The sequence below is a fragment of the Pandoraea anapnoica genome (genome assembly GCF_902459765.1).
Classification (GTDB): domain Bacteria; phylum Pseudomonadota; class Gammaproteobacteria; order Burkholderiales; family Burkholderiaceae; genus Pandoraea; species Pandoraea anapnoica.
This window is the reverse complement of record NZ_CABPSP010000009.1, coordinates 164638-183960: the sequence shown is the minus strand read 5'-3', so window position 1 is coordinate 183960 and position 19323 is coordinate 164638. Positions and strand designations below refer to the sequence as shown.

Sequence of the window (19323 nt, the reverse complement as noted above, 5' to 3'; positions counted from 1 at the left end):
GAGCCGAGTCAATCAAGGAGACATGACATGAGCAAACCCCTCGAAGGAATCAAGATCATCGACTTCACGCACGTGCAGGCCGGCCCGGCTTGTACCCAGCTGCTGGCCTGGTTCGGCGCTGACGTGATCAAGGTGGAACGCCCGGGTTCGGGCGACGTCACGCGTAACCAACTGCGCGACATCCCCGACGCCGATGCCTTGTACTTCACGATGCTCAACAGCAACAAGCGCTCGTTGACGCTGGACACGAAGACGCAAGAAGGCAAGGAAGTGCTCGAAAAGCTGGTGCGCGAATCCGACGTGCTGGTGGAGAACTTCGGCCCGGGCGCCCTCGACCGCATGGGCTTCTCGTGGGAGCGCCTGAACGAACTCAACCCGAAGCTGATCATGGCCTCGGTGAAGGGCTTCTCGGACGGTCACCATTACGACGACCTGAAGGTGTATGAGAACGTGGCGCAGTGCGCAGGCGGCGCGGCGTCGACGACGGGCTTCTGGGACGGCCCCCCCACGGTGTCGGCCGCTGCTCTCGGCGACAGCAACACCGGCATGCACCTCGCGATCGGTATTCTGACGGCCATCATCGGCCGTGGTCAGACGGGCCGTGGCCAGAAGGTCGCTGTCTCGATGCAGGATTCGGTCATCAACCTGTGCCGCGTGAAGCTGCGCGACCAACAGCGTCTGGACCGTATCGGCTACCTCGAAGAGTATCCGCAGTACCCGCATGGCGAGTTCAGCGACGTCGTGCCGCGCGGCGGTAACGCCGGCGGTGGCGGTCAGCCGGGCTGGGTGCTCAAGTGCAAGGGCTGGGAAACGGACCCGAACGCTTACATCTACTTCACGATTCAGGGTCACGCCTGGGAGCCGATCTGCCGCGCGCTGGGCAAGCCGGAGTGGATCAGCGATCCGAACTACGCCACGGCGCAAGCCCGTCAACCGCACATCTTCGACATCTTCGCGACCATCGAAGCCTGGCTGGCCGACAAGACGAAGTACGAAGCAGTCGACATCCTGCGCAAGTTCGACATCCCGTGCGCGCCGGTGCTCTCGATGAAGGAAATCGCCAACGATCCGTCGCTGCGTGCATCGGGCACGATCGTGGAAGTGCCGCACAAGGAACGTGGTTCGTACCTGACGGTCGGCAGCCCGATCAAGTTCTCGGGTCTGAAGCCGGAAATCACGGGTTCGCCGTTGCTGGGTGAGCACACCGACGAGATCCTGGCCGAGTTGGGCTACAGCAAGGATCAGATCGCTAACCTGCACGCGTCGCGCTCGGTTTAAGACCGTCACGCAATGTTGCGATGTTGCACGTGCCGTCGTCGCCTGTAGGCGGCGGTGCGGGCATCTCGCAAGCAGGCAAGGTGTTCATGGGTGCGGCTCCCAGCGGAGTCGGCACCCATTTTTATTTTCGGGACCGTGTTGTCCTCTAATTGATGTACTTTATTGGCATGTTTGGTAGTCATGCCAATCGCATTCCCCACAAGATTATTGGAGACATCATGAGTGCATCCGTCGACGTCGGGCAGTTGGTAGAAGTGGTGGGCGACGCCATCGTCGTGGCTGACCCGCAAAACGTCATCACGCTCTGGAATTCCGGTGCGCAGAAGATGTTCGGTTTCTCGGCCGAAGAGGCGGTTGGTCAGCCGCTGGACATCATCATTCCGGACCGGCTGCGGGCACGCCACAACGAAGGCTACGCCAAGACGATGGAAACCGGGCAGACCAAATACGGCAGCGATCTGCTCAAGGTGCCCGCCGCACACAAGGACGGCCGCGCCATGTCGATTGCCTTTACCGTCGCACTGCTGCACGGCGACGCAGGCGAAGTGACCGGCATCGTTGCCGTGATCCGCGACGAGACCGCACGTTTTCAGGAAGACCGTCAGTTGCGCAAGCGCGTAACCGAACTCGAAGCCAAACTTGCCGCCACGGCAAGTTGATGGACTGACAACCGACGGGGAGAGTCCGTTGGCATAACGTTGACCCCTGATCTTCCGAAGCTGCAAACGAAGCACCGATGCGCTATGCGCACCGGTGCTTTTTTGTTTTCAGCGGGGGTGAAAGGCTAGGGCTTCACACGATAAGTATTTTGTATTCAATATATTTAAAAGAATGAGATACAAAACCATCCCATCCATCGCCCCATTTCATCTTGGTGACACATGCCTGTAAACCCGTATTCCGCAGGGAGAAGTCGAGCGATGTTGCGTTGCGGGGTCCCTTTATTCATAGGGATTTGAGAGATTTCGGCGATGAAATGCCGCGACACAGCAAATTGCATCGGCAACAAAAAGCCGTTGATAAAATATCGTGTATGAAATACCGTATATCACAAGATTGAATCGACGAATGGGATGGCGCCCGAAGAGGCGACAGCCGTCGTCAGATCCGGTGAGACCCACGTGTGAGGCTGCTTTCAGAACGGCTATCGGGGGAATCTCGCGCACCCATTACATAAACGCCGTCGCATCAGGAGGAGACAAACCATGGGAAAGGCACTCGAAGGTGTGCGCATTCTCGACTTCACGCATGTGCAGTCCGGGCCAACGTGTACGCAATTGCTGGCCTGGTTCGGCGCAGACGTGATCAAGATCGAACGCGCGGGGCACGGTGATGTGACGCGCGATCAGCTGCGCGACATTCCCGACGCGGACAGCCTCTACTTCACGATGCTCAACAGCAACAAGCGTTCGATCACGCTCGATACGAAGCACCCGGAAGGCAAGGCGGTGCTTGAGCGCATGATTCGCGACTGCGACGTGCTCGTGGAGAACTTCGCACCCGGCGCGCTCGATCGCATGGGCTTCACCTGGGAGCACATTCACTCGCTGAACCCGCGCATGATCGTGGCCTCCGTGAAGGGCTTCGGTCCCGGTCCGTATCAGGACTGCAAGGTCTACGAGAACGTGGCGCAGTGCGTGGGCGGCGCCGCCTCCACCACCGGTTTCGATGACGGTCCGCCGATGGTGACGGGCGCGCAGATCGGCGACTCCGGCACGGGCCTGCATCTGGCGCTGGGCATTGTGACGGCGCTGTATCAGCGCACCATGACCGGACAGGGCCAACGTGTGCTGGCCGCGATGCAAGACGGCGTGCTGAACCTCTGCCGCGTGAAGCTGCGCGACCAGCAGCGCCTTGAGCGCGCGCGTGTGATGGAAGAGTATCCGCAGTTCCCGAACGGCCAGTTCGGCGATGCGGTGCCGCGTGCAGGCAATGCGTCGGGCGGCGGTCAGCCGGGCTGGATTCTCAAATGCCAGGGCTGGGAGACGGATCCGAACGCGTACATCTACTTCATCGCGCAGGCACCTGTGTGGGGCTCGATCTGCAAGGTGATCGGCAAGCCTGAGTGGGTCGAGCATCCTGAGTACGCCACGCCGCGCGCGCGTCTGCCGCGCCTGCGCGAGATCTTCGACACCGTCGAGCAATGGACCATGACGAAGACCAAGTTCGAGGTCATGGGCATTCTCAACGAGTACGACATTCCGTGCGGTCCGATTCTGTCGATGAAGGAAATCGCCGAAGACATGTCGCTGCGCGAGACCGGCACCATCGTCGAAGTCGACCACCCGAAGCGCGGCAAGTACCTCACCGTCGGCAACCCGATCAAGCTCTCCGACAGCCCCACGCACGTGGAGCGTTCGCCGCTGCTGGGCGAGCACACGGACGACGTGCTCGGCGAATTCGGCTACAGCCTGCAACAGATTGCGGCGCTGCGTGAAGTCGGCGCGGTCTGACGAATCTGAATGGGCGCCATGCGTGTAGAAGGCGCCCCAGTGTCTGCAAGAGGCAGATGTGAATGACTTCAAGACATCGTGCCCGGCGCGCACATGGCGAACGTTGCCGTGCTGCCGGGCCGCTACAGGAATGGCAAACGCATGAAGCTCTGGACCCGTTTCAAGACCTCACATGGCCGCATCGGCTTCGGCCTGCTGCAGGGCGATCAGATTCTCGAACATCGGGGCAATCTCTACGATCAGCCGGTCGCCACGGGCGCGACGATTGCGCGCGACGCGGTCGATCTGCTGTGCCCGTGCGAGCCCTCGAAAATCGTAGCGCTCTGGAACAACTTTCACGCACTCGGCGCGAAGCTCGGCAAAGCGGCGCCTTCGCATCCGCTCTTCCTCATCAAACCTGCGACCACGCTCAACGGTCCCGAAGCGGTGATTCGTCGCCCGGCGTCGTATGCCGGGAAGATCGTCTTCGAGGGCGAACTGGGCATCGTCATCGGCAAGGAGGCGAGCAACGTCAGCGAGGAAGCCGCGCGCGACTACATCCTCGGCTACACGCTGGTCAACGACGTGACGGCCGCTGAAATCATCGAGCAGGACGGCAACTTCGCACAGTGGACGCGCGCCAAGGGCTTCGACACCTTCGGCTGCCTCGGCCCGTTCATTGCCGAAGACTTCGACTGGCGCGAGGCCGAACTGATTACGACGCTCGACGGCACGCAGCGCCAGCGTTACCCGCTCGCCGACATGATCTTCAATCCGTGGCAGATCGTTGCACGCCTGTCGCAGGACATGACGCTGCTGCCCGGCGATGTGATCGCAGTGGGCACGTCGATTGGCGTGGGCTCGATGAAAGAGGGCTCGCTGGTGGAAGTGAGCATCGACGGACTCGGCACGCTGGCCAACCGCATGGGCGGCTGACCGGCACCTCGCAAGCGATTTCACGGTGGTCGGCCGGGGTGGCAATGGCCTGAGCCGATCGCCCTTTTTCATTCGGCAGATCTTCGCGATCTGCCAGGGCATGGGAGCAGTGAGGGCGTTGGTGGCCTATTTCGTGTCGCTGCCTGAGGGCGGCGGCACAGTGCTTTTGTAGGCCATCATCCCGTCGATCAGCGCTGCGCCTTCCGAGAGCAGGAACTGACGGAAGGCAAGCGCGACCGGCGGAAGCCGTTTGCTACGGCGATGCACCACGTACCAGCTTTGCCATGCCGGAAAGCCCTGCACGTCGAGCACCGTCAACTGCCCCGTCTGCAACTCCATGCCGACGGTGTGCGCGGACAGGAAGCTGATCCCCATGCCCGCAATCACCGCTTGCTTGATGGTTTCAGTGCTGGAGATTTCCATCGCAATTTTCAGTTGTTGCGTGCGATGACCGAAAGCGTCCTGCAAGGAATTCCACGTGTCGGAGCCGCGTTCGCGACTGATGAACGGTTCTTGCGTCAGCCGTGAGAACGCAATCTGCTTCTGACCGGCCAGCGCATGGCCGGGCGGGGCCACGATGATGTAAGGGTGCGGCGCGAAAGCTTCGTTGATCGTGTCGATCTCGTGAGGCGGACGCACCATCACCGCCAGATCGGTCAGGTTTTCGGTGAGCTGGTGCAGCAGTTCCTCGCGGTTATGCACCGTGAGGTTGAGTGTGACGCCGGGATAGCGCGCAGTGAACGCGGCCAGCAGGCGCGGGAAGAAGTAGTCGCCCGCGCTGATGACGGCCACGTTGAGCTTGCCGCCGGTAATGCCTTTGAGGTGATCCATTGCCTCTTCGGTTTCGCGAAAGAGCGCGATGATCGCACGGCTGTAATGCAGCATCTCGGCACCCGCCGGCGTCAGGAAAATCTTCTTGCCCAGTTGCTCGAAGAGCGGCAGTCCGGCGTGCGTCTCAAGTTGCTTGACCTGCGTCGAGACGGCCGGTTGTGTGAGGTGAAGTTCTTCGGCTGCACGCGAAAAGCTCAGATGGCGCGCCACGGCTTCGAAGACTTTCAACTGACGGAGTGTGGCGTGTTTCATGTTTGATCGATGTGCATGACGAGCGTGATGTGCTTCGGGAAGTATAAGTAATCGTTGATGGTTTGCATAATTAACTTTAACTGTCTTTTATATGTCGGGCTGCGTAATCTGCAATGGCAGCCCGCATGAAGGCGGTGTGACAGCAAAGCGTTGGAGGATGCGTCACGCCAGAGAAGCACGCGGGTTTGGACGATCATTATTTTGGGAGACGCCATCATGTCGGTCATCGAATCGCATATCAAACCCGCCGCTCTGGCACCGGTTGCCAATGCTCATCTGCATGCGTTCAACAACGCATTCGTCGAACTGGGTCTGGACTGGTATTGGGATAACCACACCTACACCCGTTTGTTGCACACCACAGGCAATCAGGATTTGCCGCTGGCGTATCTCGAAGGCGTTTCGGCGCAAGCGTTGCGCATGGCCGAGCTGGTGATGATCGGGGCCTACCTCGACGGACATCAACCGCACCTGCTGCGCGCTTACGAGCCGGAATTCCTGTGCGATCTGATTCACTGCACTAAGGTGCGTTGCTTCGAAGCGGCCAACGAAGGTCGCTCGATGCAGGCACCGCGCAACAGAGATATGGCTGCGGCCTGAGTTTCACAACACGACAGGGGCTCAGACCCCGAGACAATAACTATGCATATTGGCATTCCAAAGGAGACGGCCGACGGCGAATCCCGCGTCGCGGCCACACCGGAAACGGTGAAGAAGCTGGTGAGCGCAGGACATCGCGTCACCGTGGAGCATGGCGCAGGCGAGGCGGCGAGCGTACCGGATGCGGCGTATGTCGCAGCGGGCGCATCGACCGTTAGCGCTGCTGAGGCGTTCGGTGCCGAGATGGTGCTGAAGGTCCGTGCGCCGTCGGTGGCCGAGATCGCCCAGATGCGTCGCGGTGCGGTGGTCGTCGGCATGCTCAATCCGTTCGATGCCGAGAACAATGCGCGTATGGCGGCGGCCGGTATCATCGGCTTCGCGCTCGAAGCCGCGCCGCGCACCACGCGTGCGCAAAGCATGGACGTACTGTCTTCGCAGGCCAACATCGCTGGCTACAAGGCCGTGATGCTCGCCGCAAACCTCTATCAGCGCTTCATGCCGATGCTGATGACGGCCGCCGGGACGGTGAAGGCTGCACGTCTGGTCGTGCTCGGTGCCGGTGTCGCTGGCCTGCAAGCCATTGCAACGGCCAAGCGGCTGGGCGCGGTGATCGAAGCGTCGGACGTGCGTCCGGCCGTGCGCGAGCAGATCGAATCGCTCGGCGCAAAGTTCATCGACGTGCCGTTCGAGACCGACGAAGAACGTGAGATTGCCAAGGGCGTCGGCGGCTACGCACGTCCGATGCCTGCCGCGTGGCTCGCGCGTCAGGCACAGCTGGTGCACACGCGTCTCACTCAGGCCGACATCGTGATCTCCACCGCCCTGATCCCGGGCCGCGCTGCGCCGACGCTCATCAGCGAAGACACCGTCAAGGCCATGAAGCCCGGCTCGGTGATCATCGATCTGGCGGCTGGGCGCGGTGCCAACGGCGGCGGCAACTGCCCGCTGTCGGTGGCCGACGAAGTCGTCAAAGTCCACGGCGTGACCATCGCTGGCTACACCAACCTCGCCGGTATGGTGGCTGCGGACGCTTCTGCGCTTTATGCCCGTAACGTGCTCGACTTCCTCAAGCTGGTGATCGACAAGGAAGGCAAGCTCGTGATCGACACGAACGACGACATCGTCGCCGCGTGCCTCATGTGTCGCGACGGTCAGGTGCTTCGCGCCGCCTGAGAAAAACAAGGGGAATGTTATGGAAATGATCAATCACACGGTGATCAATCTGATCATCTTCGTGCTGGCGGTGTACGTCGGCTATCACGTGGTATGGAACGTCACGCCTGCGCTGCACACGCCGCTCATGGCCGTGACAAACGCGATTTCGGCCATCGTGATCGTGGGTGCGATGCTCGCCGCCGGTCTCACCGAAGGCAACCTCGGCAAGACGATGGGTGTCGTGGCGGTGGCGCTCGCAGCGGTGAACGTGTTCGGGGGCTTCCTCGTCACGCAGCGCATGCTGGAGATGTTCAAGAAAAAGGATAAGGCCCCTGCCAAGGCGGCTAATGACGAAACGGCAGCAAAGGGAGCGCACTGACATGAGCATGAATCTTGTGACGCTGTTGTATCTGGTCGCGTCGATCTGTTTCATTCAGGCGCTCAAGGGCTTGTCGAACCCGCGCATGGCGCGACGCGGCAACGCGTTCGGCATGATCGGCATGACGATTGCGGCCGTGACGACCGTGGCGCTGATCTTCGAGTTGCGAAAGCTCTCGGGCGGCAACTTCTCCGGTCTGGGGCTGATCCTTGCAGGTCTCGTTGTCGGTGGCGGTATCGGTGCCTACGTCGCCCGCAAGGTCGAGATGACGAAGATGCCGGAACTCGTGGCGGCCATGCACTCGCTGATCGGTCTGGCTGCGGTGTGTATCGCCGTCGCGGCCGTGGCGGAGCCTGCGGCATTCGGCATCGTCGCGGCGGGCGAGGCGCTGCCGCCGGGCAACCGTATCGAACTGTTCATCGGCACGTTCGTCGGGGCGATTACGTTCTCGGGGTCGGTCATCGCATTCGGCAAGCTCTCGGGTAAGTACAAGTTCCGTCTGTTCCAGGGCGCACCGGTCGTGTTCAAGGGCCAGCACTTCGTGAACCTGGCGCTCGCGATTGCGATGCTCGGCTTCGGCATTGCGTTCTTCACGACGCTGAGCTGGACGCCGTTCGTCATCATGACCGCCATCGCTTTCGTGCTCGGCGTGCTCATCATCATCCCGATTGGCGGTGCGGATATGCCGGTTGTGGTCTCGATGCTGAACTCGTACTCGGGCTGGGCGGCAGCGGGCATCGGCTTCTCGCTGAACAATCCGATGCTGATCATCGCGGGTTCGCTGGTCGGTTCGTCCGGCGCGATTCTGTCGTACATCATGTGTAAAGCCATGAACCGCTCGTTCTTCAACGTGATTCTCGGTGGCTTCGGCGCGACGCCGGGCACGAGTGCGGCGGCGGGCGAACAGCAACAGCGCCCGGTGAAGTCCGGCTCGCCCGACGACGCAGCGTTCCTCATGAGCAACGCCGAATCGCTGGTGATCGTGCCGGGTTACGGCTTGGCCGTGGCGCGTGCCCAGCATGCCCTCAAGGAATTGACGGACAAGCTGATCGAGAAGGGCGTGAGCGTGCGTTATGCGATTCACCCGGTGGCGGGTCGTATGCCGGGTCACATGAACGTGTTGCTGGCCGAAGCCGAGGTGCCGTACGATCAAGTGCTGGAAATGGACGAGATCAACGGCGAATTCGGTCAGACGGACGTGGTGCTGGTGTTGGGTGCCAACGACGTTGTGAACCCGGCCGCGAAGAACGATCCGCAATCGCCGATTGCTGGCATGCCGATCATCGAGGCTTACAAGGCCAAGACGATCATCGTCAACAAGCGTTCGATGGCGGCCGGCTACGCCGGGCTGGATAACGATCTCTTCTATCTCGACAAGACCATGATGGTCTTCGGCGACGCGAAGAAGGTGATCGAGGAAATGGTCAAGGCAGCGGCCTGATCGAAGCACGTACGGGGGCGCGCCGCCGTGGGCGGCGCGCCTGAGTCATTTGTGGCTAGTTCGAATACTTACGGGCAGGCTTTATGAACGTATCGCTGAGACAACTCAAGGTCTTCATGGTCGTAGCGCGCAGCAAGAACTTCAGCCGCGCGGGCGCCGAGATCGGCCTGACACAACCGGCCATCAGCCGCTGCATCAACGAACTCGAAGGACAACTCGGCCTGCGCCTCGTCGATCGCACGACGCGAGAGGTCGCGCTCACCGATGCGGGTGTCACGCTCGCCACCAACCTCGATCGCGTGCTGGACGAACTCGAAATCGCGTTGCTCCAGACCCACGGGGCGGAGGCGCGTACCACCGGCCGTGTGCGTATCGGTGCTGCGCCGACCATCTCCGCGACGCTCATGCCGCGCGTGTTGCTGGCCTCGCAGGCCACCTACCCGGATATTGCGCTCGCGCTCGTCGACCAGATGCAACGCGCTGTGCTCGACAGCGTGCGCGCAGGCGATGTGGACTTCGGCATCGTGGTGGCGCCGCAAGGTGCCGACGATCTGACGACCGAGCATCTGATGAGCGAGCCGTTCTGTCTCGTGTGCCGCAACGATCACCCGCTGGCATCGCAAGGCGCTGTGCACTGGTCGGAGCTGTCCGGCGAGAGTCTCGTGCTGCTCAACCAGAGTTCGGGCAGCCGTCCGCTGATCGACCGCGCGCTCACCACGCAGAAAGTGCAGGGGACCATCACGCAGGAGCTCGGGCACGTGAGCACGATCTTCCGCATGGTGCAGGAAGGGCTGGGCGTGAGCGTGCTGCCGCCGCTGGCGCTGCCGCTGCCGGAGAATTCCACGCTTGCCGTGCGTCCGCTGCTGCCAGCTTTCGAGCGCAACATCGTGCTCGTGCGTCGCAAGAACCGCTCGCTGTCGCCCGTCGCGCATACGGTGTGGGAGTTGATTCATCGCGTGGTGCGCGAACGAAACAAGGGATTTGCACTGACGCCGGAGCAGATCAGTGCTGCTTCGACGCTTGCTGCGGAATGAATCTCTGAGTTGAATCAACCACTTGCGTCCTCTCATCAAGGACTTGTCCACAGACTTGAACACAAAATCTGTGGATAAATCGGCGGTACCTGCCCGTCTTTTGCCTGCGGGTGCCGCCGTCTGATCGCCTGCGTCTAAATCTCCATACCGATCAAGTGCTTGGCACATTGTCTCCGTTCGTTGTCCACAGCCTTGTGAACAAAAACGGTGGATAAGTCGTGCGCCCGCCAAAGAGTGCACGCCACGTCGTCTCACGACATGGGGGATCGCCTTGTCAGTGCTGCCTCGTCCACCGAAAGTAACGGAGTCGCCTGCCCGAACGTCGCAATGCCGTCGACGCGTGGTCCACTGACTGCGACGCATTCACTGGATCGGTGAACGAAGCATCCGGGCATCGATTTCCCCTGCTGGCTGCCCCCGCATACTTGACCGGTGTGGCGCGGCGGCCAGCTTTTTTCTCCGTCGCATCGACGGCGGGCACACGCCCCCATTGAGCGGGATTCGCGACGACGTTGCCGAAAGTGCACGGCGTTGTCACATAGAGTGCGTTAGAATTCTCAACATCGATTGCGAGATCCGCAACGCCGGACGCTCGTCGAGCGCATCGAAACGTTCATTACGACCAGGCGGTGTTCTCTGCCTCGTCACCCCTGAATTCCCGCACTTCTTCAATTCCCATGACTTCTGAAATCGCGAAGCCGCGCACGGGCTTTTGGCCTGCGCGCGCGGCAACGATGGCATTGCTGTTTTGCAGCGGATTCCTGTATGCGACGTGGGGCGTGCATGTGCCCACCGTCAAGGCGATGTTCGACCTGAACGACGCGAGCCTGTCGGTGGCGATGTTCGCCGTGGCGGGCGGCGCAATCGTCACCATGTCGCGCATGGCCCGCTGGGTCGGGCGCGCCGGCAGCCAGCGCGCGACCTTGCATTCCGGCATTGCGCTGGCGCTCACGAGCGCGTTCATTCTCTCGATGCCCAGTTACTGGGGCCTCGTGGGCTGGCTGGCGCTTTACGGCGCGGCGAACGCGACGTACGACGTTGCCGTCAATGCGCAGGCCGCAACGCTCGAAGCGCGTTATCGCAAGCCGATCATGGCGTCGCTGCATGGCTGCTTCAGTCTGGGGGGCATGGCCGGTGCGCTGGTGGGCGGAGTGTGGCTCGCGCATCGCGGCTCCCCACAGTGGCATATCGGACTGGCGGCGCTCGGCTGCGCGGTGGTGATCGTCGTCGGTGCGCGTTTCATGCAACGGGACATGATGCCGGGCGAAGCCCCGGTGACGCACGCGGACACGGGCGAGGCGGGTGGCGCTGCATACAAGCACACGCCGCCGCCCGTGCTGGACGACGTGTCGCGTCGCAAGCTGCATCGCAAACTGACGGGCTTCGGCATCCTCGCGTTCCTCGGTCTGGTGGTGGAGGGGGCGATGTACGACTGGACTGCCGTGTACATGCGCGAAGTGGTCCTGGCGCAGGGCGCGTGGATCGGCGCGGGCTATGCGGCGTTTTCCGTCGGCATGGCCGCAGGTCGCTTCGGTGGCGATCCCGTTCGTGCCCGCATGGGCGGCGCGCGTTTGCTGCGCGTGAGCAGTTTGCTATGTGTCGGCGGGGTGTTGCTCGCGCTGTTCTGGCGTGAACCGGCGGCCGTGGTGGCGGGCTTTGCGCTCGCAGGTCTCGGCTTGTCGAACGTGATGCCGGTGATGTTTGCGGCGTCGGGCGAAGTAGCGCGTGGTGCCGGGATGGCCAGCGCGGAAGCGATAGCCGTCATGGCGAAGCTCGCTTATCTCGGGCTGCTGATCGGCCCGGTGCTGATCGGTGCCATCGCACACGGCATCAGCCTGCCGTTCGCACTCGGCGCGGGGCTCCTGTGCATTGTGCCCATCGCATTGCTCGCGCCGAAGATGCTGGCCGGTGTGGACGGACGCGCTGAGAAGCACTGAGCTGGCGGCGCATCGGGTCGCCTCGCAAGCGCAGGCGCGTCGCGACGGCTCATGCCTCGGACGCGCCGTTCTCCTTACTTCAACGTCACGGCGACTTCGCCCACGCCGTCGATCACGCCGCGCAGCTCTCCCGGGCCGGTGGCGGGAATCATGCCGACGTACGAGCCGCAGGTAACGATCGCGCCCGCGCGCATCGTGATGCCGCGCTTGCCGTTGTGATTGACGAGCCACGTGAGGAGCGTGCGCGGGTCGCCGCCCGTGTTGAAGACCTTGGCGGGCGTGATGTCGCGACCGTCGAGCGAGAAGACGGCCTTCGGGCGCGAGTAATCGAAACGCGCGTCGTAGCTACGACCGCTGCCGATCACGAGTGCGCCGTTGTTCTGCAGATCGGCCAGCGCAAACCGGCTGTCGAGACCTTTCTCCGCGAAACGGCTGTCGGTGATTTCGATAGTGGCGAGCATGTCGTCCACGAACATCATGGCTTCGCGCTCTTCATAGCGGCCCGGCTTGATGTCGCGCGCCAGGCGGAAAGCGATTTCCAGTTCTAGCCCGGGGCGGAAGAAGTCGTTCAGTGCCAGCGCGCCACCAGCGTTGCTGACCACCGACGCCGGAATCGGCGCGCAATTGGGCAGGTCCGTCGGGGCTTTCGCGCCCACTTTCCATGCCGCAATCGTGTCGCCGAGCAGATCGAGCGTGCGCAATTGCACCGCGTAAGCGGCGTTGGCGTCGACCGGCAGCAGCGCCGCGGCAGGCGATTCGATGGGCGTGTCGCCACGGCGCGTGTCGGCGAGCAGGCGAGCCAGCGACTCGACGGCGGGTTGGGTCTCGAACATCTTGCAAATCTCCAGAGGGAAGGGCGCTGCGTCAGTGAATTGCCGACGACAGTTGTCCACATCGTATCCAAAATCCGAGCGATGTTGCGGTGCGGCGCAAACACGTCGCGTACTCAGTGAAAACACCACATAACGTAGTCAAAACTGCATCGATCTGCGAGAATCGGGCTTCGTAATATTTCGTAATATTTCATCGAAAACCGAAATATTTCGTGTGGCGAGGCTTCGGTCGGGTTTGCCGTCGTCCGCGAAGGTGCTTTGCAGGCAGTCGCTGTCTTTCTTCCTAAAACGAATGACCAGGGCAAGCTTATGCACTCCGTGACATTGAACGCCGTACGCGACCCCGCTATTCATCCGCCAGACATGGGCGGGAGTCAACCCATCAGCCGTCAGGCGCTGCATCTTGCCGTGATGGACAGGCTGCGCAAGATGATCACCGAGGGCGTTCTGCCGCCCGGCTCCCATCTGAACGAGCGCGCGCTTTGCGAGCAGTTGGGGGTGTCGCGTACGCCGCTGCGCGAGGCGCTGAAGATGCTTGCTGTCGAGCGTCTGATCGATCTGCTGCCGAATCGCGGGGCGCGCGTCGTGACGTTGTCCGCGAGCGATATTTCCGATGCCTTCGAACTCCTGAGCGGTCTGGAAGCGCTGGCCGGTGAGCTGGCGTGCCAGCGCATCACACCAGCCGAGATCGACGAGATTCAGGAACTGCACAGTGCGATGGACGCCTGCCATGCCAACGGCGATCTGTCGGGCTACTTCGACTGCAATCGACGCATTCACGACCGCATCAACGCAGCGGCGCGCAATTCAGCCCTCACGCAGATGTATCAGTCGGTCAATCATCGGCTTCAGGCGCTGCGCTTTCGCTCCAATCTGCACGCGGGGAAATGGGATCGCGCTATCGAAGAGCACGTCGAGATTCTGCATGCATTGCGGCAGCGCGACGGTGCTACGCTCGGCCGACTGCTGCGCGTGCATCTGATGGCGAAGTGCGCAGCGGTGCTTGCCAATAGGCGCGTGGCTGCCTGATCTTCTATCAGGCGGCGCGACTCATGCTCACGAGCCCTTCATTGAGCATGGCCGCCACATAAGCGTCGGTCTTGCTGCGCAAGTGCGCTTCCATCAATGTGCGCAGTCGCTTTCCATCGCGTCGGCGCAGTAACGCCAGCATCTCCGCATGTTCGTCTACGGCCTGACGCCACCGTTCGGGCGTCGGTGTCAGGCGCTCCCGTACGTGGCGTAAGCGCGCGTTGAGATTGTGGAAGTACTCGGCCAGCGGCCCGTTGTCCGCCATGCGCAGAATGCTGAGGTGAATCTGCTGATTGAGCGCAAAGTAGGCGGCGTGATCGGTGCGTGCGTACGCTGACTCCATCTCGTCTTGGAGACGGGTAAGTTCGTCGAGGTCCGCCTCCGAGGCCTTCTCGCAGGCCTGCTCGCCCGATAGTCCTTCCAACACCGCCATCACCGCCAGCAGGTTCACCACTTCATCGACGCTCACCCGGGCCACACGTGCCCGCCGTGTCTCGGAGATTTCCACCAGTCCTTCGTTGGCCAGCCGCTTGAGCGCCTCGCGCAGCGGGGTGCGCGACACCGCGAGTTCGTCGCACAGCGCGCGCTCGGACAGCGGTGCGCCGGGGCGCAGGTCCCCGCGCACGATGCGTGCCTTGAGGGCGTCATACGCGGCGGCGTTCAGCGAAGCGGGGGTGCTCATGGGCGGGGATGTCGGAATTGGAATGCCAATTTTGATGTCGATAGCCGAACGCGTCAATCGGCAATCGCCTGTTTTTCAACGTTAACCCTGATTTTTTCGATTGATGCTTGTCAATTGATGGAGTCTGCTTCTATCGTTAACGAAAATTGGTATACCAAAAATCATTATCTGCCGACTTCATACCCATATCGGCGACTCCAGGAGGCAATGTGACATCGACCGTTTTGACCGAGCGACACGGCGCGATTGCGCTGGTCACGCTCAACCGTCCCGAAAAGCTCAATGCGTTGACCAAGCCGATGTGGCAGGCGTTGGGCGACACGATTCTGACGTTGTCCGAGTCGCCCGACGTGCGCTGCATCGTGTTGCGTGGTGCAGGCGAAAAGGCCTTCGCGCCGGGCAACGACATCGCCGAGTTCGAGACCGATCGCGCCAACGTGGAGCAGGCTCGAACGTACGGCGCGCTTATGCATCGCACGCTCGACGCGCTGACGAACTGCCCGGTTCCGCTCGTCGCCATGATTCATGGCATCTGCGTGGGGGGCGGTATGGAGATTGCGGCGTCGTGCGACATCCGCATTTGCGGCGAGTCGAGTCGCTTTGGCGCGCCGATCAACAAGCTCGGTCTGGTCATGGCGCACGCGGAGCTGTCCGGTCTCGTGCGCTTGCTCGGCCCGACCAAAGCGCTGGAGATCCTGCTCGAAGGCCGCATCTTCGACGCGCAGGAAGCGTTGCGCATCGGAGCTGTCTCGCGTGTGGTGGCGGATAGCGACGTCACCCGCGAGGCGCTCGCAACGGCCGATCGCATCGCCGCCGGTGCGCCGCTTGTCGCGCGCTGGCACAAGCGGTTCGTGCGTGAACTGGTGAGCGGCAAGCCCCTCACGCCCGCGCAGATCGACGAAGGGTTCGCGTGCTTCGGCACCGCCGATTTTCAGGCTGGCTATCGTGCGTTCCTTGCGAAGACGATGCCGGTATTCGAGGGCCGCTGAAATGACCGATACGAAAGCAGAGACGGCAAAAAAGGGCGGCCCGCTACAGGGTGTCAAGGTGATCGAGCTGTCGCACATCATGTCCGGCCCGGTGTGCGGAATGATGCTCGCTGACATGGGCGCCGACGTCATCAAGGTCGAGAAGATGGAAGGCGACGACGCGCGCCGTTTCGCGCCGATCCTCTCGCATGGCGAGTCGGCGTCGTTCATGATGCTCAACCGCAACAAGCGCGGCATCGCGCTCAATCTCAAAACCGAAGGTGGCAAGGCTGTATTGCGCAAGATGCTCGCGAGTGCCGAAGTCGTTACCGAGAACTATCGCAAGGGCACGATGGAGAAGCTGGGCCTCGGCTATGACACGTTGCGCGAAGCCAACCCGGGGCTGATCTACTGTTCCATCTCGGGCTACGGACGCACGGGGCCTTACGCGGACAAGGGCGGATTCGATCTGATCGCGCAGGGCCTGTCGGGGCTGATGAGCGTGACGGGCGAACCGGGGCAAGCGCCCATCAAGGCCGGTTCGCCGATTGCCGACATCAACGCCGGCATTCTGGCGGCGCTCGGCATCTCGGCCGCTTACGCGCACCGGCTGCGCACTGGGCAAGGGCAGATCGTGGATACATCGCTGCTCGAAGCGGGTTTTCAGCAGATGTACTGGGCCGCGGCGAACTTCTTCGCCAGCGGCGAGAATCCGCCGAAGTTCGGCTCTGCCAACCCGACCAGCACACCGTATCAGGCGTTTCGCACGCAGGACGGCTGGATCAACATCGGTGCCGCGAATCAGGCCAATTACGAACGTCTGCTGCAAGTGCTCGACGCACCGGAAATCGCCGGTGATCCGCGCTTCGCCACCAATGCAGGACGCACCGCCAATCGCGGTGAACTCGTGGAGCGCCTCACCGCCTATCTGATGCGCGATACGACGCAGCGCTGGGTGGAGCGACTCGACGCGGTCGGTCTGCCGGTCGGGCCGGTGTTGCCGATTTCCGAGGCCGTGACGCATCCGCAGATCGTGGCGCGCGAGATGGTGGTCGAAACGCAGCATCCGCTCGATGGCCCCACGCGCAGCATCGGCCTGCCGATTCGATTCTCCGAGACACCGAAGTGCACCGGCGGGCCTGCACCGCGTCTGGGCGAGCATACTTCCGAGGTGTTGGCCGAATATGGCTTCGATGCCGAGTACGTTCGCGACCTGATCGCGCAAGGAGCGGTGCATGCGCTGGAAGAGGGCGCTACGGTGACGGCATGATGTATGTCTTGCTGCCGCAGTGCGGATTCTCCGCGAGTTGACTCGCGAAACGTCACCGAGCGGCAATTTCAGCGAACTTCCCCTCCGGTCGTCGGTCGGTTTTTGAACTGGCCGGCGATATCTTCATTTCTCGACGACGCGCGCGAAGTGGAGGCGGTCGCCAGTCCCTATCAATCCGATCCGACGCAACGTCGTAAGGAGGGAAGGCATGACCCCAGGCAGAATCCCCGGCAATTCGCCCATTGCATCGCCCGAACGGTGGTCCTGCGTCCGCGAGACGCGTACCATTGAGCCTCATACGCTTGCGCTCCCCCGGTCACTGGCGACGACATCGCGCATGGTGACGGCATCGGGGGCGTTGGTCCTCTCCTGTTCGCGAGGTGAGCATGCCGGCACGTATTGAAGACTACGCAATGATTGGCGACTGCCGAAGCGCCGCGCTGGTTGCGCGCGACGGCTCCATCGACTGGCTCTGCTGGCCGTACTTCGATTCCCCGGCGTGCTTCGCCGCGTTGCTCGGCGGCCCCGAGCATGGACGCTGGCGAATCGCCCCCGATGATCCGCGCGCGACTTCCACACGCCGCTACCACGACGACACGCTGATTCTCGAGACGCGCTTCGAGACCGTGGAGGGTTGCGTCGCTGTGATCGACTTCATGCCGTTGCGCGATGGTGCCGCCGATCTTGTGCGTCTGGTAAAAGGCGTGCATGGCACCGTGACGATGTCGATGGAACTGATTCTGCGCTTCGATTACGGCGCGTCGGTGCCGTGGTCGCGTCCGCTCGATGCCGACGACCCGACCGGACCCGGCATGCGCCTCATCGCCGGGCCGGACAAGGTGGTGATGCGCACGCCCGTCGAGATTCAGGATGTGCCGGGCAGCCTGCGCGCACGCTTCGAGGTGAAGGCGGGCGAGACGGTGCCGTTCGTGCTGTCGCGCGTACCGTCGCATCACGCCGACCCCCGCGAGATCGATCCGCTCGCAGCACTTACCGATACCGAACGCTACTGGCGCACCTGGGCCAATCGCTGTCAGATCGACGGACGATGGTCGTCAGCGATTCGTCGCTCCCTGATCGTGCTCAAGGCGCTCACGTTCGTGCCGACGGGTGGCGTGGTCGCGGCTCCCACGACATCACTGCCGGAACAATTGGGCGGCGAGCGTAACTGGGACTATCGCTATTGCTGGCTGCGCGACGCCACGCTCACGTTGCAGGCACTCATGCTCGGCGGTTATTACACCGAGGCGAACGACTGGAGTCACTGGCTCGTGCGCGCGGTGGCCGGTGCGCCGTCGCAAGTGCAGATCATGTATGGCCTGTCCGGTGAGCGGCGTCTGCCGGAATGGGAGGTCGACTGGTTGCCGGGCTACGAAGGCGCGAAACCGGTGCGGGTCGGCAACGGTGCTGTGGGTCAGTTGCAGTTGGACGTCTACGGTGAAGTGATGGACGCGCTGCATCAGTCCCGTCTCGGCGGACTGCCGCCGGTCGACGCTACCTGGGAAGTGCAGACGAAGCTCGTTGCGCATCTCGAAACCGTGTGGCGCGAGCCGGACGAGGGCATTTGGGAAGTGCGGGGTGGCCGTCAGCACTTCACGTATTCGAAGGTGATGGCGTGGGTCGCGTTCGATCGCGCGATCAAGTCGGCCGAGCGTTTCGGTTTGCCGGGACCGGTGGATCACTGGCGTCGGCTGTGCAAGGAGATTCACGCCGATGTTTGCACCAACGGCTTCGACAAACAGCGCAATGCGTTCATGCAGGCATACGGCTCGTCGGAGATGGACGCCAGCGCGCTGATGATTCCGCTCGTAGGGTTCTTACCCCCGGACGATCCGCGCGTGGTCGGCACCGTTGAGGCGGTCGAACGCGAGCTGATGCGCGACGGGCTGGTGCAGCGCTACCGCACGAGCCGCGTCGACGACGGGTTGCCTGCGGGCGAGGGCGCGTTCCTCGCTTGCAGCTTCTGGATGGTCGATTGCCTTGTGATGATCGGCCGTCAGCGAGATGCACGGGCGTTGTTCGAGCGGTTGCTGTCGTTGCGCAACGACGTCGGTTTGCTGGCCGAGGAGTACGACACGACGCATGGGCGTCAGGTCGGCAACTTTCCGCAGGCGTTCTCGCATATCGCGCTCGTGCATGCAGCGATTCGTCTGGATGCGCTCGCCGACGACGACCGTGCAGACGCCGCCGATGCGCGAGAGACCGACGACGAAGCGCGCTACGAGCATGTGGGCTATCGCGCGGATAAGGCGGTCAGAGCCTGACG

At 62.4% G+C, this 19323-nt stretch carries 17 protein-coding genes; 14 read left to right on the top strand and 3 right to left on the bottom strand.

Features of this window, described 5'->3' with window-relative positions:
* Positions 1-27: 27 nt before the first annotated feature.
* The 4 genes from frc (PAN31117_RS16080) to PAN31117_RS16065 all read left to right on the top strand — a co-directional run bounded on the left by frc (PAN31117_RS16080) (position 28) and on the right by PAN31117_RS16065 (position 4646).
* The gene (gene frc, locus PAN31117_RS16080) at positions 28-1278 is read left to right on the top strand and encodes a formyl-CoA transferase (protein WP_150739062.1); all 1251 of its coding nucleotides are present in this window, start codon (positions 28-30) and stop codon (positions 1276-1278) included.
* Positions 1279-1496: 218 nt separating this feature from the next.
* Positions 1497-1937: a PAS domain-containing protein gene (locus PAN31117_RS16075; protein WP_150739061.1), complete on the top strand. Its 441-nt coding sequence runs from the start codon at positions 1497-1499 to the stop codon at positions 1935-1937.
* Between the two features lie 546 nt (positions 1938-2483).
* The gene (gene frc / locus PAN31117_RS16070) at positions 2484-3731 is read left to right on the top strand and encodes a formyl-CoA transferase (protein ID WP_150739060.1); all 1248 of its coding nucleotides are present in this window, start codon (positions 2484-2486) and stop codon (positions 3729-3731) included.
* Between the two features lie 141 nt (positions 3732-3872).
* Positions 3873-4646: a fumarylacetoacetate hydrolase family protein gene (locus PAN31117_RS16065; protein ID WP_150739059.1), complete on the top strand. Its 774-nt coding sequence runs from the start codon at positions 3873-3875 to the stop codon at positions 4644-4646.
* Positions 4647-4772: 126 nt separating this feature from the next.
* On the opposite strand, the gene PAN31117_RS16060 is transcribed toward PAN31117_RS16065, so the two are convergent.
* Positions 4773-5729, bottom strand: coding sequence for a LysR family transcriptional regulator (locus PAN31117_RS16060; protein WP_150739058.1), 957 nt, complete (start codon positions 5727-5729; stop codon positions 4773-4775).
* A 216-nt stretch (positions 5730-5945) separates the two neighbouring features.
* On the opposite strand from PAN31117_RS16060, the gene PAN31117_RS16055 reads away from it, so the two are divergent.
* The 6 genes from PAN31117_RS16055 to PAN31117_RS16030 all read left to right on the top strand — a co-directional run bounded on the left by PAN31117_RS16055 (position 5946) and on the right by PAN31117_RS16030 (position 12275).
* Positions 5946-6329: an HAD family hydrolase gene (locus PAN31117_RS16055; RefSeq protein WP_150739057.1), complete on the top strand. Its 384-nt coding sequence runs from the start codon at positions 5946-5948 to the stop codon at positions 6327-6329.
* Positions 6330-6371: 42 nt separating this feature from the next.
* Complete coding sequence (locus tag PAN31117_RS16050) at positions 6372-7502, top strand: Re/Si-specific NAD(P)(+) transhydrogenase subunit alpha (protein ID WP_150739056.1); 1131 nt, start codon at positions 6372-6374, stop codon at positions 7500-7502.
* Positions 7503-7521: 19 nt separating this feature from the next.
* Entirely contained in the window at positions 7522-7863 is a 342-nt protein-coding gene (locus tag PAN31117_RS16045) for an NAD(P) transhydrogenase subunit alpha part 2 (RefSeq protein ID WP_150739055.1), read from the top strand.
* Position 7864: 1 nt separating this feature from the next.
* On the top strand, positions 7865-9304 hold the full coding sequence (locus PAN31117_RS16040) for an NAD(P)(+) transhydrogenase (Re/Si-specific) subunit beta (RefSeq protein ID WP_150739054.1): 1440 nt from the start codon (positions 7865-7867) through the stop codon (positions 9302-9304).
* An 83-nt stretch (positions 9305-9387) separates the two neighbouring features.
* On the top strand, positions 9388-10338 hold the full coding sequence (locus PAN31117_RS16035) for a LysR family transcriptional regulator (RefSeq protein ID WP_150739053.1): 951 nt from the start codon (positions 9388-9390) through the stop codon (positions 10336-10338).
* Between the two features lie 677 nt (positions 10339-11015).
* Positions 11016-12275, top strand: coding sequence for an MFS transporter (locus PAN31117_RS16030; protein WP_150739052.1), 1260 nt, complete (start codon positions 11016-11018; stop codon positions 12273-12275).
* 74 nt (positions 12276-12349) lie between these two features.
* Here PAN31117_RS16030 and PAN31117_RS16025 read toward each other — a convergent pair whose 3' ends face one another.
* Entirely contained in the window at positions 12350-13108 is a 759-nt protein-coding gene (locus PAN31117_RS16025; RefSeq protein ID WP_150739051.1) for a 2-keto-4-pentenoate hydratase, read from the bottom strand.
* 309 nt (positions 13109-13417) lie between these two features.
* Here PAN31117_RS16025 and PAN31117_RS16020 point away from each other — a divergent pair, with 309 nt between their 5' ends.
* A complete protein-coding gene (locus PAN31117_RS16020; protein WP_150739050.1) occupies positions 13418-14137 on the top strand; it encodes a GntR family transcriptional regulator in 720 nt (239 codons plus the stop codon).
* Between the two features lie 7 nt (positions 14138-14144).
* On the opposite strand, the gene PAN31117_RS16015 is transcribed toward PAN31117_RS16020, so the two are convergent.
* Positions 14145-14819 (bottom strand): GntR family transcriptional regulator, encoded by a 675-nt coding sequence (locus tag PAN31117_RS16015; RefSeq protein WP_150739049.1) that lies wholly within the window; start codon positions 14817-14819, stop codon positions 14145-14147.
* Between the two features lie 209 nt (positions 14820-15028).
* On the opposite strand from PAN31117_RS16015, the gene PAN31117_RS16010 reads away from it, so the two are divergent.
* From PAN31117_RS16010 to PAN31117_RS16000, 3 genes are all read left to right on the top strand, one after another.
* On the top strand, positions 15029-15808 hold the full coding sequence (locus PAN31117_RS16010; protein ID WP_246189122.1) for an enoyl-CoA hydratase/isomerase family protein: 780 nt from the start codon (positions 15029-15031) through the stop codon (positions 15806-15808).
* 1 nt (position 15809) lies between these two features.
* Positions 15810-17057, top strand: a complete 1248-nt coding sequence (locus PAN31117_RS16005; protein ID WP_150739048.1) for a CaiB/BaiF CoA transferase family protein — start codon at positions 15810-15812, stop codon at positions 17055-17057.
* Between the two features lie 386 nt (positions 17058-17443).
* Positions 17444-19321, top strand: coding sequence for a glycoside hydrolase family 15 protein (locus PAN31117_RS16000; RefSeq protein ID WP_150739047.1), 1878 nt, complete (start codon positions 17444-17446; stop codon positions 19319-19321).
* The last annotated feature ends 2 nt before the right edge of the window (positions 19322-19323 follow it).

Coding starts and splice junctions, on each gene's coding strand:
- frc (WP_150739062.1), top strand. CDS start 28: ATGAGCAAACCCCTCGAAGGAATCAAGATCATCGACTTCACGCACGTG.
- PAN31117_RS16040 (WP_150739054.1), top strand. CDS start 7,865: ATGAGCATGAATCTTGTGACGCTGTTGTATCTGGTCGCGTCGATCTGT.
- PAN31117_RS16015 (WP_150739049.1), bottom strand. CDS start 14,819: ATGAGCACCCCCGCTTCGCTGAACGCCGCCGCGTATGACGCCCTCAAG.
- PAN31117_RS16065 (WP_150739059.1), top strand. CDS start 3,873: ATGAAGCTCTGGACCCGTTTCAAGACCTCACATGGCCGCATCGGCTTC.
- PAN31117_RS16000 (WP_150739047.1), top strand. CDS start 17,444: ATGCCGGCACGTATTGAAGACTACGCAATGATTGGCGACTGCCGAAGC.
- PAN31117_RS16045 (WP_150739055.1), top strand. CDS start 7,522: ATGGAAATGATCAATCACACGGTGATCAATCTGATCATCTTCGTGCTG.
- PAN31117_RS16050 (WP_150739056.1), top strand. CDS start 6,372: ATGCATATTGGCATTCCAAAGGAGACGGCCGACGGCGAATCCCGCGTC.
- PAN31117_RS16035 (WP_150739053.1), top strand. CDS start 9,388: ATGAACGTATCGCTGAGACAACTCAAGGTCTTCATGGTCGTAGCGCGC.
- PAN31117_RS16005 (WP_150739048.1), top strand. CDS start 15,810: ATGACCGATACGAAAGCAGAGACGGCAAAAAAGGGCGGCCCGCTACAG.
- PAN31117_RS16030 (WP_150739052.1), top strand. CDS start 11,016: ATGACTTCTGAAATCGCGAAGCCGCGCACGGGCTTTTGGCCTGCGCGC.
- PAN31117_RS16060 (WP_150739058.1), bottom strand. CDS start 5,729: ATGAAACACGCCACACTCCGTCAGTTGAAAGTCTTCGAAGCCGTGGCG.
- PAN31117_RS16075 (WP_150739061.1), top strand. CDS start 1,497: ATGAGTGCATCCGTCGACGTCGGGCAGTTGGTAGAAGTGGTGGGCGAC.
- PAN31117_RS16025 (WP_150739051.1), bottom strand. CDS start 13,108: ATGTTCGAGACCCAACCCGCCGTCGAGTCGCTGGCTCGCCTGCTCGCC.
- frc (WP_150739060.1), top strand. CDS start 2,484: ATGGGAAAGGCACTCGAAGGTGTGCGCATTCTCGACTTCACGCATGTG.
- PAN31117_RS16055 (WP_150739057.1), top strand. CDS start 5,946: ATGTCGGTCATCGAATCGCATATCAAACCCGCCGCTCTGGCACCGGTT.
- PAN31117_RS16020 (WP_150739050.1), top strand. CDS start 13,418: ATGCACTCCGTGACATTGAACGCCGTACGCGACCCCGCTATTCATCCG.